We start from the raw sequence: 20,798 nt of genomic DNA, 5'->3' as shown, positions 1-20,798 counted from the left end.
CATGAGCAMGTTGACGGTGCCCATGATGATGGAATTTTTATTCGTGATATCAATCACGTGGCATCTAATTTAATCAATGATATTAATACGGGTGATGTACGTAGACCGCATCGCAGTAGCGGGTACGCGTTACCCAGGTGGCGAGTTCGCCGATAATCCAGCATCGCGAACCGCCTCCAGAGTTATCCGCCATGTCCCTTGCCCTGCTCGACGCCGCCCAGACCGCGGCCCGCCTGCCGTATCCCGCGCTGGCCCGCGCCATTGCCGGCATGCTGGCCGAACTGCGCGCCGGCACGGCCATGGCGCCGCCACGCATTGCCTTGCCGGTGGGCGATGCGGCCGGTGGCGAAGGCACGCTGCTGGTGATGCCGGCGCGTAACCGAGAACTGGTGATGACCAAGAACATCACCGTGCACCCCGGCAATCCGCGGCGCGGCCTGCCCAATATCCTCGGTGAAGTGGTGGTGGCCGACGCCCATACCGGGCGCCGGCTGGCGCTGCTGGACGGTCCCACCGTGACCGGCCGGCGTACCGCCGCCGTGTCGCTGCTGGCGGCGCAGACCTTCGCCCCGGAGCCCGGCGGCGAACTGTTGATCATTGGTGCCGGCGTGCAGGCCCAGACGCATCTGGAAGCCTTTGTGGCCGGGCTGACGCCGCGTCGCGTGTGGTTGCATTCGCGCACGGCCGCCAAGGCCGAAGCCCTCGCCGCGCACGCGCGCACGCTCGGTGTCGAGGCGCAGACGGTGGCGGACGTGAGCGCCGTGCTGCCGCGCGTGTCGATGGTGGTGACCGTGACGTCCAGCCTGACCCCGGTGCTGCCGGACCTGGATAGCGGCTTGTGGCGCGACGAGCATTTCATTGCCGCGGTCGGCGCTTTCCGCCCGGAGATGTGCGAGCTGCCACCGGCTTTGTGCCAGGCGGCTTCGGCGCATGGCCGGCTGCTGGCCGACACATCGTTCGGCATCGAGGAGGAGGCGGGCGACCTGCTGCAGGCGGGCATCGACTGGGCCACCGTGCAGCCCTTCGAGCAAGCCATCCTCGCCGCCGACGAACTGCGCGCGCGCAGGGGCAGCCCGCTGGTATTCAAAAGTGTCGGCTATGCCTTGTGGGACCTGGCCGCCTGTGTGCTGGCCAGCGCCGGACCCGAGGCGGGCAACCCGGCGGCCTGACACCTTCGTACTGTGCTTCGGGAGCCTCGCCGGCCGGTGGACTATGGGAATTCCCTTGTCCAAAGTAGGCCTATACCGCGCAGTAGGATTTTCGGCCGGCGGGCGTCGCATATTCGTTACAGTTTTGAACGCGATTTCGCCGTGATTTGTCGCTTTTTTAATGGTTAACCCGCACTTTAGGGTGAGCCTTCTACAAATGTGTTAAGCGCTTGAAACAGACGGGTCATACCAAGCAGGATAATGCGTGCCTCGGGTAGAGAATTAACTAGGAGTAAGAGGCATGTCCCATAAGAAGATCCTGCTGGCCAGMGTAGCCATGCTAATCGCCGGTGCCGCGCAAGCGCAAAGCGCCGGCAGCAACATCGTCAGCCTGGGCTGGTTCCGCGTGATGCCGACCAGCTCCGCCGACCCGCTGGTGGTCGATAGCATCAACGGTGCTCCCGTTGGCCTGACCGAGACCGGTACCAGCGCCAAGATCAAGTCCGCGGATACGCTTGGCATCGCGTTTACCCACTACTTTACGGACAATATCTCGGGTGAATTCGTGGCCGGCATCCCGCCGAAGCACGATGTGCAGGGCTCGGGGTCGTTTTCCAAGTACGGCACGCTGGGCAATGTGAAGCAATGGAGCCCGGCGCTGCTGGTGAAGTACCACTTCCTGGAAGCGAAGTCCAAGTTCCGCCCCTATGTGGGCATCGGCGTGAACTACACGTGGTTCACCGATGAGACCATCAGTAACCAGACGTTTGTGAAGTCCGAGTTCGGTCCGAAAGCCACGATGTCGGCCAGCGCCAAGAGCTCGTGGAACCCGGTCTTCAATATCGGCGCCAACTATGCCGTGACCGACAACTGGTTTGTCGGCCTGTCGGTTTCCTACCTGCCGCTGTCCAGCACCGCTACGCTGACTACGCAGAACGCCGGTCCGGCGGGCAATGCCACCGTGGTGTCGCACACCAAGATCAAGATCGATCCGGTAGTGACCTTCCTGAACGTCGGCTACCGCTTCTAAGCTGCCGTATCGCCAGAAAGCAAACGGGCGCCTCTCGCGAGGCGCCCGTTTTGTTTTCCGGGCAGCCGCGGGCCATGCCCGCGGTGCCAGCTTATGCGCTGGCTTTGACGGGATAGCCGGCCGCTTCAATCGCCTCGCGCAGCGCCTGGCTGCTTGCCGTGGCTTCGACCATAACCGCCTGCGCGGGAATGTCGGCCGACACCTTCGCGGCCGGATCGAGCGCCTGTACGGCGCGGGTGATGGCGCCCACGCAGTGGCCGCACGACATGCCTTCAACCTGGAACTGGATCATCTGGAATCTCCTGTAGGAAAGGATTCAATGAAAGCGTCCGGCGGCCCCGGAAAAAGCGTACCCACCGCTGCGCTGACCGGGCCGGACTGCATCTACCCCTGAAGTTTGCACCTTCCCACGGTGGCAAGCGCAAGGCCTTTTCGAAGCAAGGTCCGCTTGCGCGGGTGATTGAAGAGTGGCTTGTCTTCGCCCTTGACCTTCCCAGCATGGTAAGGTCCATCATGTGTTGGTCATCATTGAGGATCTCTTTCCTTCAGGCCATGCCCGCCAATTCCCAAGTTCTTCCCGTACCCGGCGCAGCGGCGAGCGCGCCGGCTTCCGAATGGCGCCTGCCGATCGGCGGCATGACGTGCGCCTCATGCGTGCGGCGTGTCGAAACCGCGCTGGGCAAAGTGCCTGGCGTGCGGCAGGTCGCCGTTAACCTCGCCACCGAAGAGGCCACGCTGCAAGCCGATAGCGCGGCGGTGTTGCCCGCCGCGGCCGAGGCGGTGAAGGCTGCCGGCTACGAGGTACCGCACCAGGCCATTGCCTTGTCCATCAGCGACATGACGTGCGCGTCCTGCGTGGCCCGCGTCGAGCGTGCCTTGAAAGCGGTGCCGGGCGTGGTGGATGCGCAGGTCAACCTGGCCACGGAGCAGGCCGAGGTCACGGTGCTGCGCGGTGCCGTGGACGCCGATGCGCTGGCCGCGGCGGTCGCGCGCGCCGGCTATGGCGCCGTGCCGGTGGGCGGCGAATTGCCCGCGGGCGCGGCAGGCGAGGGCTTCTGGTCCGGGCCGTGGCCGGTGGCGATCTCGGCGGCGCTGTCGCTGCCGCTGGTGGCGCCGATGGTGGCGCAATGGTTCGGCGTGCACTGGATGCTGCCGGCCTGGGTGCAATGGTTGCTGGCCACGCCCGTGCAGTTCGTCTTCGGCTGGCGTTTCTATAAGGCGGGCTGGAAGGCGGTGCGCGCGGGCGCCGGCAATATGGACCTGCTGGTCGCGCTCGGCACTTCGGCGGCCTATGGCTTGTCCCTGTGGCTGATGTGGCGCGGCGCGGACGGCATGCCGCACCTCTACTTCGAAAGCGCGGCGGTGGTCATCACGCTGGTGCGGCTGGGCAAGTGGCTGGAGACGCGCGCCAAGCGCCAGACCGCCGACGCCATCCGCGCGCTTGCCGCGCTGCGCCCCGATAGCGCGATCGTGCGTCGCGATGGCGGCGAAGTCACGGTGCCACTGGGCTTGGTACGGGTGGGCGACGAGATCGTGGTGCTGCCGGGCGCACGCGTGCCCGTCGACGCTCAAGTGATCGAGGGCAGCAGTCATGCCGACGAATCGATGCTGACCGGCGAGAGCCTGCCGGTGCCCAAGGAGCCTGGCACGCTGCTGACCGGCGGTGCCATCAATTACGAAGGCCGTCTGGTTGCGCGCACCGTGGCGGTGGGCGCTGAAACGGTGCTGGCCCGCATTATCCGCATGGTCGAGCACGCGCAGGCGGCCAAGGCGCCGATCCAGCGCATGGTCGACCGCGTCAGCTCGGTGTTCGTGCCGGTAGTGCTGGGTATCGCCATGGTCACGCTGCTGGGCTGGGGCGTGCTCGGCGGCAACTGGGAAGCGGCCTTGCTCAACGCGGTGGCTGTGCTGGTGATCGCCTGCCCGTGCGCGCTCGGCCTGGCGACGCCGACGGCGATCATGGCGGGCACCGGCGCGGGCGCGCGCGCCGGCATCCTGATCAAGGACGCCGAGGCACTGGAAGTGGCGCACCGGGTCAAGGTGGTGGCTTTCGACAAGACCGGCACGCTCACGGTGGGCAAGCCGGAAGTGGTGGCGCTGGCGGTGCCCGAAGGCGCCGGCGCGGACGAAGCGCAACGCTTGCTGGCACGCCTGGCCGCGCTGCAGGCCGGCAGCGAGCATCCGCTCGCGCATGCCGTGCTGGCGGCGGCCCGTGCGCGCGGCATCGAGGCGCCGACGGCTACCGATGTGCGCGCGCTGCCGGGCATGGGCCTGGCCGGCAAGGTGGACGGCGTGGCGCTGCAGCTCGGCAGCGAGCGCCTGCGTGCTTCGCTGGGCGCAGCACCGGGTACGCTCGGCGCACAGGCGCAAGCACTGCAGGACCAGGGGCGCACGGTGTCCTGGCTGATCGAGACGGGCGCGCAGGATGCGTCGCCTGCGCAAGGACTGCCGCGCGTGCTGGGCCTGGTCGCTTTTGGCGACGCCATCAAGCCCGGCGCGCGCCGCGCGATCGACCGGCTGCGTGCCGCTGGCGTGCGTACCGTGATGCTGTCCGGCGACAACAGGGGAGCCGCGGCACGCGTGGCCGAGACGCTCGGGCTGGACGAGGTGCAGGCGGAAGTGCTGCCGGCCGACAAGGCGGAGCGCGTCATCGGACTCAAGGCGGGTGGCACCGTGGTGGCGATGGTGGGCGACGGCATCAACGATGCGCCGGCGCTGGCCGCTGCCGATGTCGGGATTGCCATGTCCACCGGCACCGACGTGGCCATGCATGCCGCCGGCATCACGCTGATGCGCGGGGATCCGGCGCTGGTGGCCGATGCGCTGGCGATCTCGCGCCGCACTGTGCGCAAGATTCGCGAGAACCTGTTCTGGGCCTTCTTCTACAATGTGATCGGTATCCCCCTGGCGGCAGCCGGCTTGCTGAACCCGGTGGTGGCCGGCGCGGCCATGGCATTCTCCAGCGTGAGCGTGGTCGGCAATGCACTGTTGTTGCGGCGCTGGAAGCCGGCGGGAGACAGAGCATGAATATCGGTGAAGCGGCACAAGCTTCCGGCGTCTCCGCCAAGATGATCCGGCACTACGAAGCCATCGGCTTGCTGGCGGCGCCGCCGCGCAGCGAGGGCGGCTACCGGCGCTACGACGAGCGCGCGGTGCACACCTTGCGCTTCGTGCGGCGTGCCCGTAATCTCGGGTTCTCGCTGGACGAGATACGCGGCCTGCTGTCGTTGTGGCATGACCGCGCGCGGGCCAGCGCCGATGTCAAGGCGCTTACCTTGCGTCACGTGGCGGAGCTAGAGCAGCGCATCGCCGAGCTGGCCGCCATGCGCGACACGCTGCGCCAGCTGGCCGAGGCCTGCAGCGGCGACGCGCGGCCCGATTGCCCGATCCTGGCGGATATGGCGCGGGCCGGCCTGGACGAGGCTGGCGGCGTGGCAATGCCTGATTGCCATCGCCATGCCCGTGAAGGGGACGGCACGGCGGCCACCTAGCCGCGCGGCGCCGGCCAGTGGAACCGTAGCGCCGTACCAGCACCACCGTAGCGGAACAGATATGGAGACCAATCGCATGGATCGACCGAGTACCGCTGCTCCCGCCGGGGCTCCCGCGAGCATTGCTGGCGGTGGTGCCGGCGAGGCCGGTGGCGCTGGTTCCGGCGCCGCGGCACCGGCGCGGCCTGTCGTTCCCTCTGAAAGCCGCCAGCGCATGCGTGACGGCACGGAGCTGCTGCTGCGTACCTGGCAGCCCGATCCCGACTCCTTTCCCGAGGCCACTGGCTCGCTCTTGCTGGTTCATGGCCTGGCCGAGCATTGCGGCCGCTACCAGCACGTGGCCGAGCTGTTGTGCGGCCTGGGCCTGCGCGTGCGCGCCTACGACCAGCGGGGCCATGGCGCCAGCGGCGGTCCGCGCATGGTGGCCGGGCACCCGGACGTGTTTGTCGACGACCTCACCGAAATCCACGATGCGGCCTTGAGCCAGTGGAAGGAACTGCCATTCCTGCTGGGCCATAGCATGGGCGGCCTGGTGGCGGCGCGTTTTGCCACGGCACGGGTGCGGCCCGTGCGCGCGCTGGTGCTGTCGTCGCCGGCGCTGGCATTGAAACTCTCCGCACCGATGCTGACGCTGCACCACATATTGCTGGCGCTGGCGCCGCGCCTGCGCGTGCCGAACCCGATCGACGCGCGCTACCTCTCGCACGATGCGGCGGTGGTGGCGCGGTATCGCGCCGATCCGCTGGTGCAGGGCACCATCAGCGCCAGCGTGCTCGAGACGTTCCTGCGCGGCATGGCGCAGGCGCAGGCCGATGCGATCTTGCTGGAAGCGCCCACGCTGATGCTCGTCGCGGGCGACGATCGCATCGTCGACCCGGCCGGTAGCCGCCGCTTCTGCGATAGTGCGCCGCGCGACCTGTGCGAAGCGCGCTGGTTCGATGGCGCTTACCACGAGATTTTCAACGAGGCCCAGCCGTTGCGCGGCGAGGTTTTTGCCGCGCTCGCCGATTGGCTGCGCAAGCATTTGCAGCCGCAGGCTGCGTGAGCGCATGATGCGTTGCCGGCTGCGGCTTCCTGAACCATTGCGCGCGGCCATGGCCCAAGTTCCGCAGCCCGCGCAGGGCCGCATGGTTTCGCAAGCCCGGCGGAGCGTTCCCGTGCGGGCCCATCTTCAACCCTTTCAAACGCGGCGCAAGGCCTGACAAGAAAAAGCATGGAGACTTACGACTACATCATCGTCGGCGCCGGTTCGGCCGGCTGCGTGCTGGCCAACCGCCTGACCCTGGACCCCGAGGTGAGCGTGTTGCTGCTCGAAGCCGGCGGGCGCGACGACTATCACTGGATCCATATCCCGGTGGGCTACCTGTATTGCATCGGCAACCCCCGCACCGACTGGATGTACCGCACCGCCGCGGAGGCTGGCCTGAACGGCCGCACGCTGGGCTATCCGCGCGGGCGCGTGCTGGGCGGCTCGTCGTCGATCAACGGCATGATCTATATGCGCGGGCAGCGCGAGGACTATGACGACTGGGCACGCCTGACGGGCGACGACGGCTGGCGCTGGGACAATGTGCTGCCGCTGTTCAAGCGCAGCGAGGACCATCATCGCGGCGGCGACGAATTCCACGGCGCCGGCGGCGAATGGCGGGTGGAAGGGCAGCGTCTGCACTGGGATATCCTTGAGCGCTTCATCGAGGCCGCCGAGCAGGCCGGCATCCCGCGCACCGACGATTTCAATCGCGGCGATAACTTCGGCGTGGGCTACTTCGAGGTCAACCAGCGCCGCGGCATTCGCTGGAATACCGCCAAGGCCTTCCTGCGCCGCGCGGCCGAACGGCCCAACCTGACCATCGTCACCGGCGCGCAGGTCAGCGCCCTGACGTTCGATGGACGGCGTTGCAGCGGCGTGGCCTATCTCGGCGGCGGCACGCCGTTCACGGTGGCGGCGCGCGAGGAGGTGATCCTGGCGGCGGGCGCGGTCAATWCGCCSCAGCTGCTGGAGCTGTCCGGCRTCGGSCAGCCSGAGCGGCTGCRGKCGCTSGGYATCYSYGTGCGSCAKGCGCTGCCSGGCGTGGGCGAGAACCTGCAGGAYCACCTGCAACTGCGCAGCGTGGTGAAGGTGGAAGGCGTGCGCACGCTCAATACCCGCGCGGGCAGTTGGTGGGGCAAGCTCGGCATCGGCCTGCAGTACGCGGTCAACCAGAGCGGCCCGATGAGCATGGCGCCGTCGCAACTGGGCGCGTTCGCGCGCTCGGACGCTTCGTACGCGCGGCCCAATCTCGAGTACCACGTCCAGCCGCTATCGCTCGACAAGTTCGGCGATCCGCTCCATCGCTTCAATGCCTTCACGGCCAGCGTGTGCAATCTGCGCCCGACCTCGCGCGGCAGCGTGCATATCGCCGATCCGGACTTCCGCCATGCGCCGGTGATCGCGCCCAATTACCTGTCCACCGATGCGGACCGCAAGGTCGCGGCAGATTCGCTGCGGTTGACGCGGCGCATCGTGGCATCGCCGGCGCTGGCACCCTACAAGCCGCTGGAATGGCTGCCCGGCGCGGCCCTGCAGACCGACGAGCAGCTCGCTCAGGCAGCGAGCGAAATCGGCACCACTATCTTCCATCCGGTGGGCACCTGCCGCATGGGGCGTCCCGACGATCCGCAGGCGGTGGTGGACCAGCGCCTGCGCGTGATCGGCATCGATGGTCTGCGCGTGGTGGATGCCTCGGTGATGCCGCTGATCACCTCGGGCAATACCAACTCGCCCACCATCATGATCGCGGAGCGCGCCAGCGACATGATCCGCGAAGACCGGCGCCTGCGCGTGAGCGGCGTGGCCGGCAAGGTGGCGGGGGATGCTGTTTCCCCGGCGGAAGCCTCGCTCGCCGTCAAGGCGGGAGCCGCAACCCAGGCCTGAATGCGCCGGCATCGCAAAACTGACGCGAACCTGACACCAACCTGACATCTGGTTCATGTTTCATAATTAGTGCAAACCCGGATGTTTTGCGACGCAGCAGACGCACACAATAGACGCCGAGATGCCGTGCAGTACCGCTCACATTGGCGCGCCCTCCCCAGGGCGCGTCGCGCGTTCAGGGAGGGCGGGGCACGGCGGGTAGAAAAAGACAAGCGGCGCCAACGCCGCAGCAGCCACGGGGAGCGCAACTGGATTGGCGCGACCCGTGCCGTGGTGGTGCGACAGGCACCACAGTTCTGACCATTTGGCGGTGCCGACCAGAAGCCGGGGCCGCAGCAAGAGGGCGGGCAGGAGACCATGAATCAGCAAGACACGATCCTGGAAACGCGGAACCTCACCAAGGAGTTCAAGGGGTTTACCGCGGTGAGCGACGTCAACCTGCGGGTGAGCCGCGGGTCCATCCATGCCTTGATCGGCCCCAACGGCGCCGGCAAGACCACGTGCTTCAACCTGCTCACCAAGTTCCTAGAGCCGACGACCGGCACGATCCTGTTCAACGGCATCGACATCACGCGCGAGAAACCGGCGCAGATCGCCCGGCGCGGCGTGATCCGTTCGTTCCAGATCTCGGCCGTGTTCCCGCACCTGACGGTGCTGGAGAACGTGCGCATCGGCCTGCAGCGGCAGCTCGGCACGTCCTATCATTTCTGGCGCAGCGAGAACACGCTCGACACGCTCAACGGGCGCGGCATGGAGYTGCTCGATCAGGTCGGCCTGACCGACGTCGCGCAGACCGTGACCGTCAACCTGCCGTATGGCCGCAAGCGCGCGCTGGAGATCGCCACCACGCTGGCGATGGAGCCGGAGCTGATGCTGCTCGACGAACCCACCCAGGGCATGGGCCATGAGGACGTGGCGCGTGTCACCGAACTGATCCGCAAGGTGGCGGTGGGGCGCACCATCCTGATGGTCGAACACAATATGAACGTGGTCTCGTCGATCGCCGACAAGATCACGGTATTGCAGCGCGGCGCGATCCTGGCCGAAGGGCCGTACGCCGAAGTATCGAAAGACCCGCGCGTGATGGAGGCCTACATGGGCACCGTCGACGCTGAACTGCAGGGCGCGCACTGAGGAGCCAGGATGAGCACAACGCCCGCACTAGAAATCAAGGACCTGCACGCCTGGTACGGCGAATCGCACATCCTGCATGGCGTGGACCTGACCGTGAATCCCGGCGAGGTGGTGACGCTGCTGGGCCGCAACGGGGCCGGGCGCACCACCACGCTGCGCGCGATCATGGGCCTGACCGGCCAGCGCAAGGGTTCGATCCGCGTCAACGGCACCGAGACCATCGGCGCATGATCCTGATGCTCAAGAAGAAGGGCTACACGGTGGTGATGGTGGAGCAGAACTTCCGCTTCGCCGCGCCGCTGGCCGATCGCTTTTATGTGATGGAACACGGCACCATCGTCGAGCGCTTCGCGGCCGCGGAGCTGCAGGCCAAGATGCCGGTGCTGAATGAACTGCTTGGGGTCTGATTCACGCCGGCGCACATCGCCGGCATGCATCGCAGGCATTGTTTTAGGGCAGGAACGGGTGGCGTAACGTGCCGCCGAAACTAAGGAGACAGGTAATGAAGATGACTCGGGTGGCGGTCGCTCTGGCGGCTATCGTAGCGGGCGTGGCAACGGGTACGGCATCGGCACAGGTCTCGGGCGATACCGTCAAGATCGGCTATATCACCGACTTGTCGGGCCTGTACGCCGACATCGACGGCCCGGGCGGCCTCGAGGCCATCAAGATGGCGATTGAAGACAACGGCGGCAAGGTGCTGGGCAAGCCGATCGAACTGGTCTCGGCGGATCACCAGAACAAGGCCGATATCGCCGCCTCGAAGGCGCGCGAGTGGATGGACCAGCAGGGCCTCGACGTGCTGATCGGCGGCACCAATTCCGGCACCGCGCTGGCCATGAACAAGGTGGCGTCGGAGAAGAAGAGGGTCTACATCAATATCGGCGCCGGCACTGCGCGCCTGACCAACGAGGAATGCTCGCCATACACCGTGCACTATGCGTATGACACGGTGGCGCTGGCCAAGGGCACGGGCAGCGCGGTGGTCAAGCAGGGCGGCAAGTCGTGGTTCTTCCTGACCGCCGACTATGCGTTCGGCCACTCGCTCGAGACCGACACCGCCGCCGTGGTGAAGGCCAATGGCGGCACCGTGGCGGGTTCGGTGCGCCATCCGCTGAACGCCTCCGATTTCTCGTCCTTCCTGCTGCAGGCGCAGTCGTCGAAGGCCCAGATCCTGGGCCTGGCCAATGCCGGTGGCGACACCATCAATTCGATCAAGGCGGCCAAGGAATTCGGCATCACCAAGAATATGAAGATCGCCGGCCTGCTGATGTTCATCAACGATATCCACAGCCTGGGGTTGAAGAACACCGAAGGCCTGCTGATGACCGACAGCTGGTACTGGGACATGAACGACGATACCCGCAAGTTCGCCACGCGCTTCTTCGCCAAGATGAAGAAGATGCCGAGCAGCCTGCAGGCGGCCGACTACTCCGCGGCGCATACCTACCTGAAGGCGGTCGAGGCAGCCAAGACCGATGACCCGGACAAGGTCATGGCCGAACTGAAGAAGACCAAGATCAACGACTTCTACACCAAGGGCTACATCCGCCAGGACGGCCGCGGCATCCACGATATGTACCTGATGCAGGTGAAGGCGCCGGCGGAATCCAAGAAGCCCTGGGATTACATGAAGGTGGTGGCCACCATTCCTGGCGACCAGGCCTTCACCACGGTGGCGGAATCGAAGTGCGCGCTGATGAAGAAGTAATAACGTGATGTGAATGCATGACGTATGTCGCCCCCGCGCCCGGTGCCTTCTACGGGGACCGAAGCGGGGGTCCAGTGTCTTTCTTTGCACCGGGCCAGCAACGGCGCTGGGTTCCCGCCTGGAGGCACAAGCAAGATGATTCCGGCGTGGTGATACTGCCTCAGGCATTGTGTCAGGGCAGGACCGGCACGCTTCATTTTGACTGCGCCTTGCTGGCGGGGAACGACGGATCCCGGCTGGTGCGCAAACGGTAACGCCTGCGATGGACATCTTCGGTATTCCTCTGCCCGCCATGCTGTCCCAGTTACTGCTGGGACTGGTCAACGGTGCTTTCTACGCGATGTTGAGCCTTGGCCTTGCGGTCATTTTCGGGCTGCTCAACGTCATCAATTTCGCCCACGGGGCGCTGTTCATGCTCGGCGCGGTGCTGGCCTGGATGGGCATGAATTACTTCGAGCTCAACTACTGGGTGATGCTCGTGCTGTCGCCGCTGGCGGTGGCGCTGATCGGGATCGTGATCGAGCGCACGATGCTGCGCTGGATCTACAAGCTCGACCATATCTACGGCTTGCTGCTGACCCTGGGCATCACGCTGGTGATCGAAGGCATCTTCCGGTCGATCTACGGTGTGTCCGGGTTGCCGTACTCGGCGCCCGAGGCGCTCAGCGGCGCAACCGACCTGGGCTTCATGATCTTGCCGAATTACCGGGCCTGGGTGGTGGCGGCTTCACTGGTGGTGTGCTTCTCCACGTGGTACCTGATCGAGAAGACCAAGCTGGGTGCCTACCTGCGCGCGGGCACCGAGAATCCCAAGCTGGTCGAGGCCTTCGGCGTCAACGTGCCACTGATGGTGACGCTGACCTACGGCTTCGGCGTGGCGCTGGCTGCGTTCGCCGGTGTGCTGGCGGCCCCGGTGATCCAGATTTCGCCGCTGATGGGGCAGAACCTGATCATCATCGTGTTTGCCGTGGTGGTGATCGGCGGCATGGGCTCGATCATGGGTTCGATCCTGACCGGCCTTGGCCTGGGCGTGGTCGAAGGCCTGACCAAGGTGTTCTATCCCGAGGCCTCATCCACGGTCGTGTTCTTCATCATGGTGATCGTGCTGATGCTGCGCCCGGCCGGACTGTTCGGGAGGGAGAAGTGATGAACCAACCAACCGGCGCGGCGGTGGCCGCAGGGCAGACAAGACAGGGGCGGGGCGTGCAGAAGAAACTGTTGTACGGATTGTTGCTGCTGGCGCTGATCCTGGCGCCGATGGCCGGGGCGTATCCCGTGTTCGTGTTGAAGGTGCTGTGCTTCGCGCTGTTCGCCTGCGCCTTCAACCTGCTGATCGGCTACACGGGCCTGTTGTCGTTCGGCCATGCCGCCTTCTTCGGCGGCGCGGCCTACACGGCCGGCCATGCCATGAAGGCGTGGGGCGTCACGCCCGAGGTCGGGCTGGTGCTGGGCACGCTGGCTGGTGCCCTGATCGGGTATGTGGTGGGATATATCGCGATCCGGCGCCAGGGCATTTACTTTTCGATGATCACGCTGGCGCTGGCGCAGATGCTGTTCTTCTTTTGCCTGCAGGTGCCGTACACCGGCGGCGAGGACGGGCTGCAGGGCATTCCGCGCGGCAAGCTGTTTGGCCTGCTGCCGCTGGCCAACGACCTGACGCTCTACTATGTGGCGCTGGCCATCATCGTGGCGGCCTTCGCGCTGATCGTGCGCGTCGTGCATTCCCCGTTCGGGCAGATCCTCAAGGCGATCAAGGAGAACGAGCCGCGTACCATCTCGCTGGGCTACGATACCGACCGCTTCAAGCTGATGGCGTTCGTGCTGTCCGCCGCGCTGTCCGGGCTGGCCGGCTCGATCAAGGCGCTGGTGCTGGGCTTTGCCACCTTGACCGACGTGCACTGGTCGATGTCGGGCTCGGTGATCCTGATGACGCTGGTGGGCGGGCTGGGTACACTGTCCGGTCCGCTGGTCGGCGCTTTCGTGGTGGTGGCCCTTGAGAACAAGCTCGGCGATATCGGCAACTTCCTGGCGTCGGCGACGGGCATCGAGTGGTTCGGCACGCTGGGCGAGTCCGTCACAATGGTCACCGGCGTGATCTTCGTGATCTGCGTGCTGACTTTCCGCCGCGGCATCATGGGTGAAGTGATGGCGCGCTTCTTCGGGAAGTCCCGGGAGTGACCGCCGGGATACATGCCCGGTTTTGGGGCTAGGGTTTCTTCTAGCTTGCTGGAAACGCACCGCTTCGTTACATTCCATATACGGTTTTCGCAGGTTAAATGGAGGCGGAAGCGAGGAGACGACAGGCGCGCAGTCACTAGGCTGGAGTGCCAATATAAGATGAGGGCGTTGCCGGGTGATCCCTGGCAACGCCTTTTTTAATGCCCGCTCGATACCCGTGAATGCCCGTTTGTGGTGCGTAATGCCCTCGCCATGTGGAATCGGCATAAGGGCAGCCAGAAGCGCATGAGACAATGCTGCCTTGCCATCGGGCCCGCCATGCCTTCAGATTTCCCTTCCCCGTTTCCTTCCCAGCCCGATCCCGCTAGTGCCCCGGCCCTTCCCGCCGGTCCGCAGGCATTGGTACGTCTCGCCACCCCGGCCGATGCCGGGCCCCTGTGCGCCTGGCTGCAGTCACGGCAAGCGTTGCCCGTAGCGGCGGCGCGCGCCCGGGATGCGCTGGTGGAGAACCTGCTGGCCAGGCCCGAGCGCGGGACCTGCGTGTTGGCGGTGGCCGGGGCCGCTGCGGCGCCGCGGCTGGTGGGATGCCTCCCCGTGGCGCTGGTGCCACATCTCCAACTGTCCGGCCTGGCGGCGTTAGCCGTGGAGTGGTGGGTTGGCGCGGAAGCCGCGCAAGAGGATCCCGCTGTGCTGCTGGCCTGTTGCGACCTGCTGGCCGACTGGTGCCGCGCGCACGGCGTGCGGCACATGCTCCTGGCGCCGGCGCTGCTGGGTGGGTCACAGGCCGCTTCAGCGGGCTTTGTCGCGCATGCCGGGGGCCTGTGGCATCGCAATCTCACGCCGGCGCCCAAGACCCTGGGCTGACAGGTGTCGCGCCTGACTGGCGCGACCGTCTCTGCTGCTTCGTTTTCCCCTCTTTATTTTTCTCGCATTCCATGGAATTCGCGTTTCTCGCTGTTGCCGCATTTCTTGCCGGCCTGATCGATGCCGTCGCTGGCGGTGGCGGCCTGGTGCAGATCCCGGCCCTGTTCTCCGCTTATCCCAACATGTCGCCGGCCACGCTGCTGGGCACCAGCAAGGTAGCCTCGCTGGCCGGGACCACGAATGCCGCGCTTCGCTACGGACGCAGCGTTCGTATCTATTGGGGTGCGACCCTGCCGACGATGCTGTCGGCTTTCGCCTTTTCGATGGCGGGGGCCTACGCGCTCACGCTGATTCCCGCGGACCCGCTGCGCAAGTCACTGCCCTTTATCCTGGTCATCCTGCTGGTGTACACGGTGGCCAAGAAAAGCCTGGGTACCGAGCATGCGCCGTCGCTGTCGGGCGGCAAGGAGCGCGCGGCGGCATTGCTGGCGGGGGCGGCCATCGGCTTCTACGACGGTGTGTTCGGGCCGGGGACCGGCAGCTTCCTGATGATCGTGTTCGTGCGGGTGTTCGGCTACGATTTCCTGCACGCATCGGCGTCGACCAAGGTGGTCAACCTCGCCACCAACCTGGCAGCGCTGCTGCTGCTGGCGGCGAAGGGGCATGTCTGGTGGCAGCTCGGCCTGGTCATGGCCGTGGCGAACGTGGCGGGCAGCCAGGTGGGCAGCCGCCTCGCACTCAAGCATGGCAGCGCCTTCGTGCGGCGGGTGTTTATCGTGGTGGTGGCCGCGCTGATTGTGAAGACCGCGTGGGATGCGTTCGGCCGCTGAGCCAACACGGCGTCGCGCGATGTCCGCGAGAGGCCGGGTCGCTTGCATGCTGCGATGCGGGTTAATCCGGCTACCCGGCCGATATGGCTGTTGCTAGACTCGCTACGCATTCCCGACCGGGCGGTCGGCGAATGCGCGGCCGGTCCGGCGCGCCATGGCTTGGCATGGCGAGTTCGTGCCGAGCGCCGCCGGGGATCAAGCGTCGGGCGGGAGACGGGGTGCGRCGAATTTGCATTCGCCAAGTGCCCTGGGGTAGCAGGCAGGCGCCGGCGTTGCGCCTGGAGACGGTCCCGCGAGGGACCGGCACTATAAGAAGAATAGAAAGACAAGAACACCAGACTGGGGCATCCGACCGGCCGGAGGCCGGGACGGATGCCTTTTCCGTTTGCCGCAATGGAAGGAGACACGATGACATTCAAGCGCGCCAGCCTGCTGGCTCTCGCTGCCGCCGGCCTGTGCGCCGGCACCGCCAGCGCACAGGTCAAGGTCGGGGTAACGCTATCGGCCACGGGACCCGCGGCTTCACTGGGCATCCCCGAGAAGAACACCATCTCGCTGCTGCCGAAGGAGATCGCCGGCAAGAAGGTCGAGTACATCGTGCTGGACGATGCATCGGACACCACCACGGCGGTCAAGAACACGCGCAAGCTGATCAGCGAGGACAAGGTCGACGTGGTGGTGGGCTCCACCGTTACGCCCAACTCGCTGGCCATGGTCGACGTCGTCGCCGAGAACGAGACGCCGATGATCACGCTGGCCGCCTCGGCCCGCATCATCGAGCCGATGGACGCCAAGCGCTACTGGGTCTTCAAGACGCCGCAGAACGACTCGCACATGGCAACCGCCATTGCCGAGCACATGACCAACCACAACGTGAAGACGGTGGCCTTTATCGGCTTCGCGGATGCCTACGGCGATAGCTGGGCGCAGGAATTTGCCAAGGTTGGCGAGATGCGCAAGATCAAGGTGGTGGCCAACGAACGCTTCGCCCGCACCGATACCTCCGTGACCGGMCAGGTGCTCAAGATGATGGGGAGCAATCCCGATGCGGTGCTGATCGCTGGTTCGGGTACGCCGGCCGCGTTGCCGGCCAAGGCGCTCAAGGAGCGCGGCTGGAAGGGCAAGATCTACCAGACGCACGGCGTGGCCAACGCCGACTTCCTGCGCGTGTGCGGCAAGGATTGCGAAGGCACCTTCCTGCCGGCCGGCCCGCTGCTGGTGGCCGAGCAACTGCCTGACAGCAACCCGGTCAAGAAGCCCGCCATCACCTACAAGACCGCGTACGAAAAGGCGTATGGCGGGCAGGTCTCGACCTTCGGCGGCCACGCCTGGGATGCCGGCCTGCTGCTGCAGCGTGCCATTCCGGAGGCGCTGAAGAAGGGCCAGCCGGGTACCAAGGAATTCCGCAAGGCGCTGCGCGATGCGATGGAGCAGACCAAGGAACTGCCGATCTCCCACGGCATCATGAACATGACGCCGACGGACCACCTCGGTCTGGACCAGCGCTCGCGCGTGATGGTGGAGATCGTCGACGGCAAGTGGAAGCTGCAGACCAAGTAAGACCGCCGGCATAGGTGCACGGCGGTGCGAGGAGGGCGCATGGACAAACCATGCGCCCTTTTTATTGGGTGCGCAGCGGCTTGCCGGAAGCAGAGCGGGCAGCGCCGTCACTACAGGCAATCCCGTACTTGACACCGCATGCGTCATGCACGATCTTTAACGTGTTAATTAAATTGACGGGTCTGCGAGGCCGGCAGGAGCGGGCGAATCGGGATGGCGGCCACGCTGCGCCGCGGATATGCTGCTTCAGGCATATCAGAGGTTTGGCGTGCGTGCTTGCGGATGACCGATGCGGCACTGCGCAACCTAAGGGTTCGTCAGGATTTACGCTATGCGTAAGTTCTTTACTATTTCGTAATTCGTTTTTTCACAAGCCAGCCGGCCTCCCTCGCCGGCAGGACTATTCAACAATACGGGGAGACAATGGACCTCTCGATCGCCGCCATCCTGGCGCAGGACGGGATCACCTCGGGCGCCATCTACGCGCTGCTTGCGCTGGCCCTGGTGCTGGTGTTCTCGGTGACCCGCGTCATCTTCATTCCGCAAGGGGAGTTCGTCGCCTATGGCGCGCTGACCCTGGCGGCGATCCAGTCTGGTCATGCGCCGCAAAGCAGCTGGCTGCTGCTGGTCATGGGCGTGCTGACCTTTCTCTACGAGACGATCACCATCCTGGGCAGCGCCGAGCTGCGCCGTACGGCAGCAAGGCGGCTGGCCGTGCTGGCGGGCAAGTACCTGGTCTTCCCGCTGGCCGTGCATCTGCTGGCGCAGAATTTCAACGGACAGTCGATGCCGATGCTGGCGCAGATCGCGCTGACCCTGCTGATCGTGATTCCGCTCGGGCCCATGCTGTACCGCCTGGCCTACCAGCCGCTGGCCGAGGCCAGCACGCTGGTGCTGCTGATCGTTTCGGTCGGCGTGCACTTCGCGCTGGTGGGGCTGGGCCTGGTGATGTTCGGCGCCGAGGGCTCGCGCACCACGCCGTTCTCCGAGGCTCGCTTCGAAGTGGGCAGCCTGTCGATATCCGGCCAGAGCCTGTGGGTGGTGGGCGTGTCGGCGTTGCTGATCGCGGCGCTGTACTTCTACTTTGAGCGCACCATCGCCGGTAAAGCGCTGCGCGCCACCGCGGTCAATCGCCTTGGCGCGCGCCTGGTGGGCATCGGCACGACCCAGGCCGGGCGGCTGTCGTTCACGCTCGCGGCGGCGATGGGCGCGTTGTGCGGCATCCTGATCGCGCCGCTGACCACCGTCTATTACGAATCGGGCTTCCTGATCGGTCTCAAGGGATTCGTCGGTGCCATCGTGGGTGGCCTGGTGAGTTATCCGGTGGCGGCCGCGGGTGCCATCCTGGTGGGGCTGCTCGAATCCTATTCCTCCTTCTGGGCCAGCGCCTTCAAGGAGGTCATCGTGTTCACCCTGATCCTGCCCGTGCTGCTGTGGCGCTCGCTCACCAGCAAGCATGTGGAAGAAGAGGAATAAGGGACACACCATGAACAAGAACCTCAAGAACCGAATTTTCCTGCTGGCCTTCACGGTGGTGCTGGCGCTGTTGCCGGTGCTCCCCACCCCCGAGTTCTGGATCACCCTGGGCAACTACATCGGCCTGTACAGCATCGTCGCCATCGGCCTGGTGCTGCTCACCGGCGTGGGCGGCATGACCTCCTTCGGGCAGGCCGCCTTCGTTGGCCTGGGCGCCTACAGCACGGCGTACCTCACCACGCAGTTCGGGCTGTCGCCGTGGTTCGGCCTGCTGGTGGGGCTGGTGATCACGATGGCCTCGGCTTATGTGATCGGCCTGATCACCATGCGCATGTCCGGCCACTACCTGCCGCTGGCCACCATCGCCTGGGGGCTGTCGCTGTTCTTCCTGTTCGGCAACCTGGAGTTCCTCGGCAAATACGACGGCCTCAACGGCATTCCGGTGCTGAACGTGCTCGGCATCGATCTGGCCTCCGGCCGCTCGATGTTCTACCTGATCTGGGCCGTGGTGCTGCTGGCGGTGATCGCCATGCAGAACCTGCTGAACTCGCGCCCGGGCCGCGCCATTCGCGCGCTCAAGGGCGGCGGCACCATGGCCGAGGCGATGGGGGTCAACACCGCGTGGATGAAGGTGGTGATCTTTGTGGTGGCGGCGATACTCGCCTGCATCTCTGGCTTCCTCTACGCGCATCTGCAGCGCGCGGTGAACCCGACGCCCTTTGGCCTGAACTACGGTATCGAGTACCTGTTCATGGCGGTGGTGGGCGGCGTCGGCCATGTGTGGGGCGCGGTGCTCGGCGCGGGCATCCTCACCATCCTGAAGGACGTGCTGCAAGGCGTGCTGCCCAAGCTGCTCGGCGCCAACGGCAACTTCGAAACCATCGTGTTCGGCGTGCTGATGGTGCTGCTGCTGCARTACGCGMGCGACGGCATCTGGCCCTTTATCAAGAAGCTGTTCCCGAGCGGGCTGCCGGTGGCGGCGCCGGCGCAGGCCGAGCGGTTGCCGTTGCGGGCGAAGCCGCAGGCCGGCGAGCTGATCCTTGATGTGAAGGCCGCGCGCAAGGAGTTCGGCGGGCTGGTGGCGGTCAATGACGTCAGCTTCCAGGTGCGCGCCGGCGAGATCATCGGCCTGATCGGTCCCAACGGCGCAGGCAAGTCCACCACCTTCAATCTCGTCACCGGCGTGCTGCCCGCCACGCGCGGCGAGGTGCTCTATCGTGGCGAGCAGATCTCCGGGCTGCCGTCGCGCGAGATCGTCAAGCGCGGCATCGGGCGCACCTTCCAGCACGTGCATCTGCTGCCCACCATGACGGTGCTGGAGAACGTGGCGATCGGCGCGCACCTGCGCGGCGACTTCGCGGCGCAGGGCGGCGTGACCGCGGCGATCCTGCGCATGAACCAGAACGAAGAGGCGAAGCTATTGCACGAGGCCGCGCGCCAGCTCGAACGCGTGGGGCTGGCCGACTGCATGTACATGGAGGCCGGCAGCCTCGCGCTGGGCCAGCAACGCATCCTGGAAATCGCCCGTGCGCTGTGCTGCGACCCCGCGCTGCTGCTGCTGGACGAACCCGCGGCGGGGCTGCGCTACAAGGAAAAGCAGGCGCTCGCGGAACTGCTGAAGAAGCTCAAGGGCGAGGGCATGAGCGTGCTGCTGGTCGAGCATGACATGGATTTCGTGATGAATCTGACCGACCGCCTGGTGGTGATGGAGTTCGGCACGCGCATCGCGGAAGGCGTGCCCGAGGACGTGCAGAAGAACCCGGCGGTGCTCGAAGCCTATCTCGGCGGCGTGGAGTAAGGAAAAGACAATGAGCCTGATCCTCGAAGTGAAAGACCTCCACGTGCGCTACGGCAAGGTCGAAGCGGTGCACGGCGCCAACCTGAAAGTGGAGGCGGGCAAGATCGTCACGGTGATCGGCCCCAACGGCGCGGGCAAGTCCACCATGCTCAACGCGATCRTGGGGGCGCTGCCGGTGAGCGGCTCCTCGGCCGGTGCGGTGACCTATCTCGGCCACGACCTCGCCGGCATACCGGTGGAGGGCCGCGTGGCGCGAGGCATGTGCCTGGTGCCGGAGAAGCGCGAGCTGTTCRGCTCGATGAGCGTGGCGGACAACCTGGTGCTGGGGGCGTATCGYCGCAAGCGCGCCGGGGAGAAGAACTTTCTCGACCAGATGGAAGTGGTCTACGGCTTGTTCCCGCGCCTGAAGGAGCGGGCSARGCAGGATGCCGGCACGCTGTCCGGCGGCGAGCGCCAGATGCTGGCGGTGGGSCGCGCGCTGATGGCCAAGCCGCAACTGCTGATGYTGGAYGARCCAAGCCTCGGGCTGGCGCCGCTGATCGTGAAGGAAATCTTCCACATCATCAACGACCTGCGCAAGACCGGTGTGGCGACACTGCTGATCGAGCAGAACGCACGCGCGGCGCTGCAGGTGGCGGACTATGGGTATGTGATCGAGACGGGG

At 65.8% G+C, this 20,798-nt stretch carries 17 protein-coding genes and 1 pseudogene; 17 read left to right on the top strand and 1 reads right to left on the bottom strand.

The window, feature by feature from the left end; all coding sequences use genetic code 11:
• Positions 1-191: 191 nt before the first annotated feature.
• The gene (locus tag AC1DKD_RS03165) at positions 192-1,169 is read left to right on the top strand and encodes a delta(1)-pyrroline-2-carboxylate reductase family protein (protein WP_441632516.1); all 978 of its coding nucleotides are present in this window, start codon (positions 192-194) and stop codon (positions 1,167-1,169) included.
• A 280-nt stretch (positions 1,170-1,449) separates the two neighbouring features.
• Positions 1,450-2,178, top strand: a complete 729-nt coding sequence (locus tag AC1DKD_RS03160; protein ID WP_477142925.1) for an OmpW/AlkL family protein — start codon at positions 1,450-1,452, stop codon at positions 2,176-2,178.
• A gap of 91 nt (positions 2,179-2,269) precedes the next feature.
• Here AC1DKD_RS03160 and AC1DKD_RS03155 read toward each other — a convergent pair whose 3' ends face one another.
• On the bottom strand, positions 2,270-2,470 hold the full coding sequence (locus tag AC1DKD_RS03155) for a heavy-metal-associated domain-containing protein (protein WP_035865681.1): 201 nt from the start codon (positions 2,468-2,470) through the stop codon (positions 2,270-2,272).
• Positions 2,471-2,730: 260 nt separating this feature from the next.
• Here AC1DKD_RS03155 and AC1DKD_RS03150 point away from each other — a divergent pair, with 260 nt between their 5' ends.
• The 15 genes and pseudogenes from AC1DKD_RS03150 to AC1DKD_RS03080 all read left to right on the top strand — a co-directional run.
• On the top strand, positions 2,731-5,205 hold the full coding sequence (locus tag AC1DKD_RS03150) for a heavy metal translocating P-type ATPase (protein ID WP_441632513.1): 2,475 nt from the start codon (positions 2,731-2,733) through the stop codon (positions 5,203-5,205).
• Positions 5,202-5,669: a Cu(I)-responsive transcriptional regulator gene (gene cueR, locus AC1DKD_RS03145; RefSeq protein WP_441632511.1), complete on the top strand. Its 468-nt coding sequence runs from the start codon at positions 5,202-5,204 to the stop codon at positions 5,667-5,669. Before AC1DKD_RS03150 ends, cueR begins: the two co-directional genes overlap by 4 nt.
• A 76-nt stretch (positions 5,670-5,745) precedes the next feature.
• A complete protein-coding gene (locus tag AC1DKD_RS03140) occupies positions 5,746-6,714 on the top strand; it encodes an alpha/beta hydrolase (RefSeq protein ID WP_441632509.1) in 969 nt (322 codons plus the stop codon).
• A 168-nt stretch (positions 6,715-6,882) separates the two neighbouring features.
• Positions 6,883-8,583, top strand: coding sequence for a GMC family oxidoreductase (locus AC1DKD_RS03135; protein WP_477142924.1), 1,701 nt, complete (start codon positions 6,883-6,885; stop codon positions 8,581-8,583).
• A gap of 357 nt (positions 8,584-8,940) precedes the next feature.
• Complete coding sequence (locus AC1DKD_RS03130) at positions 8,941-9,717, top strand: ABC transporter ATP-binding protein (RefSeq protein WP_477142923.1); 777 nt, start codon at positions 8,941-8,943, stop codon at positions 9,715-9,717.
• Between the two features lie 9 nt (positions 9,718-9,726).
• Positions 9,727-10,124: pseudogene (locus AC1DKD_RS03125) on the top strand (ATP-binding cassette domain-containing protein).
• Positions 10,125-10,219: 95 nt separating this feature from the next.
• Complete coding sequence (locus tag AC1DKD_RS03120; RefSeq protein WP_477104695.1) at positions 10,220-11,428, top strand: ABC transporter substrate-binding protein; 1,209 nt, start codon at positions 10,220-10,222, stop codon at positions 11,426-11,428.
• Between the two features lie 262 nt (positions 11,429-11,690).
• Positions 11,691-12,575, top strand: a complete 885-nt coding sequence (locus AC1DKD_RS03115; RefSeq protein ID WP_276287246.1) for a branched-chain amino acid ABC transporter permease — start codon at positions 11,691-11,693, stop codon at positions 12,573-12,575.
• Positions 12,575-13,606, top strand: coding sequence for a branched-chain amino acid ABC transporter permease (locus AC1DKD_RS03110; protein WP_441637028.1), 1,032 nt, complete (start codon positions 12,575-12,577; stop codon positions 13,604-13,606). The genes AC1DKD_RS03115 and AC1DKD_RS03110 overlap by 1 nt, the downstream gene beginning before the upstream one ends.
• Before the next feature lie 318 nt (positions 13,607-13,924).
• Positions 13,925-14,470 carry a hypothetical protein gene (locus AC1DKD_RS03105; protein ID WP_441637030.1) on the top strand — a complete coding sequence of 182 codons (546 nt, stop codon included), beginning with the start codon at positions 13,925-13,927 and terminating at the stop codon, positions 14,468-14,470.
• Between the two features lie 71 nt (positions 14,471-14,541).
• Positions 14,542-15,300 carry a sulfite exporter TauE/SafE family protein gene (locus AC1DKD_RS03100; protein ID WP_441637032.1) on the top strand — a complete coding sequence of 253 codons (759 nt, stop codon included), beginning with the start codon at positions 14,542-14,544 and terminating at the stop codon, positions 15,298-15,300.
• Between the two features lie 408 nt (positions 15,301-15,708).
• Positions 15,709-16,860 carry an ABC transporter substrate-binding protein gene (locus tag AC1DKD_RS03095; RefSeq protein ID WP_441637034.1) on the top strand — a complete coding sequence of 384 codons (1,152 nt, stop codon included), beginning with the start codon at positions 15,709-15,711 and terminating at the stop codon, positions 16,858-16,860.
• Positions 16,861-17,283: 423 nt separating this feature from the next.
• Positions 17,284-18,336, top strand: coding sequence for a branched-chain amino acid ABC transporter permease (locus tag AC1DKD_RS03090; protein ID WP_441637036.1), 1,053 nt, complete (start codon positions 17,284-17,286; stop codon positions 18,334-18,336).
• A gap of 10 nt (positions 18,337-18,346) precedes the next feature.
• Positions 18,347-20,134: a branched-chain amino acid ABC transporter ATP-binding protein/permease gene (locus tag AC1DKD_RS03085; RefSeq protein ID WP_477142922.1), complete on the top strand. Its 1,788-nt coding sequence runs from the start codon at positions 18,347-18,349 to the stop codon at positions 20,132-20,134.
• A gap of 10 nt (positions 20,135-20,144) precedes the next feature.
• Positions 20,145-20,798: ABC transporter ATP-binding protein (locus AC1DKD_RS03080; RefSeq protein WP_477142921.1), on the top strand; the 654-nt coding region annotated here is incomplete at its 3' end.

The organism is Cupriavidus sp. 05T313, from assembly GCF_056396665.1.
Note: the sequence above shows the minus strand (reverse complement) of the source record. Positions and strands in the feature narration are given on the sequence as shown.

What these genes read in the sequence shown, in the direction of transcription:
- AC1DKD_RS03090 (WP_441637036.1), top strand. Translation starts at nt 17,284, where the DNA reads ATGGACCTCTCGATCGCCGCCATCCTGGCGCAGGACGGGATCACCTCG.
- AC1DKD_RS03100 (WP_441637032.1), top strand. Translation starts at nt 14,542, where the DNA reads ATGGAATTCGCGTTTCTCGCTGTTGCCGCATTTCTTGCCGGCCTGATC.
- AC1DKD_RS03115 (WP_276287246.1), top strand. Translation starts at nt 11,691, where the DNA reads ATGGACATCTTCGGTATTCCTCTGCCCGCCATGCTGTCCCAGTTACTG.
- AC1DKD_RS03150 (WP_441632513.1), top strand. Translation starts at nt 2,731, where the DNA reads ATGCCCGCCAATTCCCAAGTTCTTCCCGTACCCGGCGCAGCGGCGAGC.
- AC1DKD_RS03105 (WP_441637030.1), top strand. Translation starts at nt 13,925, where the DNA reads ATGCCTTCAGATTTCCCTTCCCCGTTTCCTTCCCAGCCCGATCCCGCT.
- AC1DKD_RS03140 (WP_441632509.1), top strand. Translation starts at nt 5,746, where the DNA reads ATGGATCGACCGAGTACCGCTGCTCCCGCCGGGGCTCCCGCGAGCATT.
- AC1DKD_RS03110 (WP_441637028.1), top strand. Translation starts at nt 12,575, where the DNA reads ATGAACCAACCAACCGGCGCGGCGGTGGCCGCAGGGCAGACAAGACAG.
- AC1DKD_RS03155 (WP_035865681.1), bottom strand. Translation starts at nt 2,470, where the DNA reads ATGATCCAGTTCCAGGTTGAAGGCATGTCGTGCGGCCACTGCGTGGGC.
- AC1DKD_RS03165 (WP_441632516.1), top strand. Translation starts at nt 192, where the DNA reads ATGTCCCTTGCCCTGCTCGACGCCGCCCAGACCGCGGCCCGCCTGCCG.
- AC1DKD_RS03120 (WP_477104695.1), top strand. Translation starts at nt 10,220, where the DNA reads ATGAAGATGACTCGGGTGGCGGTCGCTCTGGCGGCTATCGTAGCGGGC.
- cueR (WP_441632511.1), top strand. Translation starts at nt 5,202, where the DNA reads ATGAATATCGGTGAAGCGGCACAAGCTTCCGGCGTCTCCGCCAAGATG.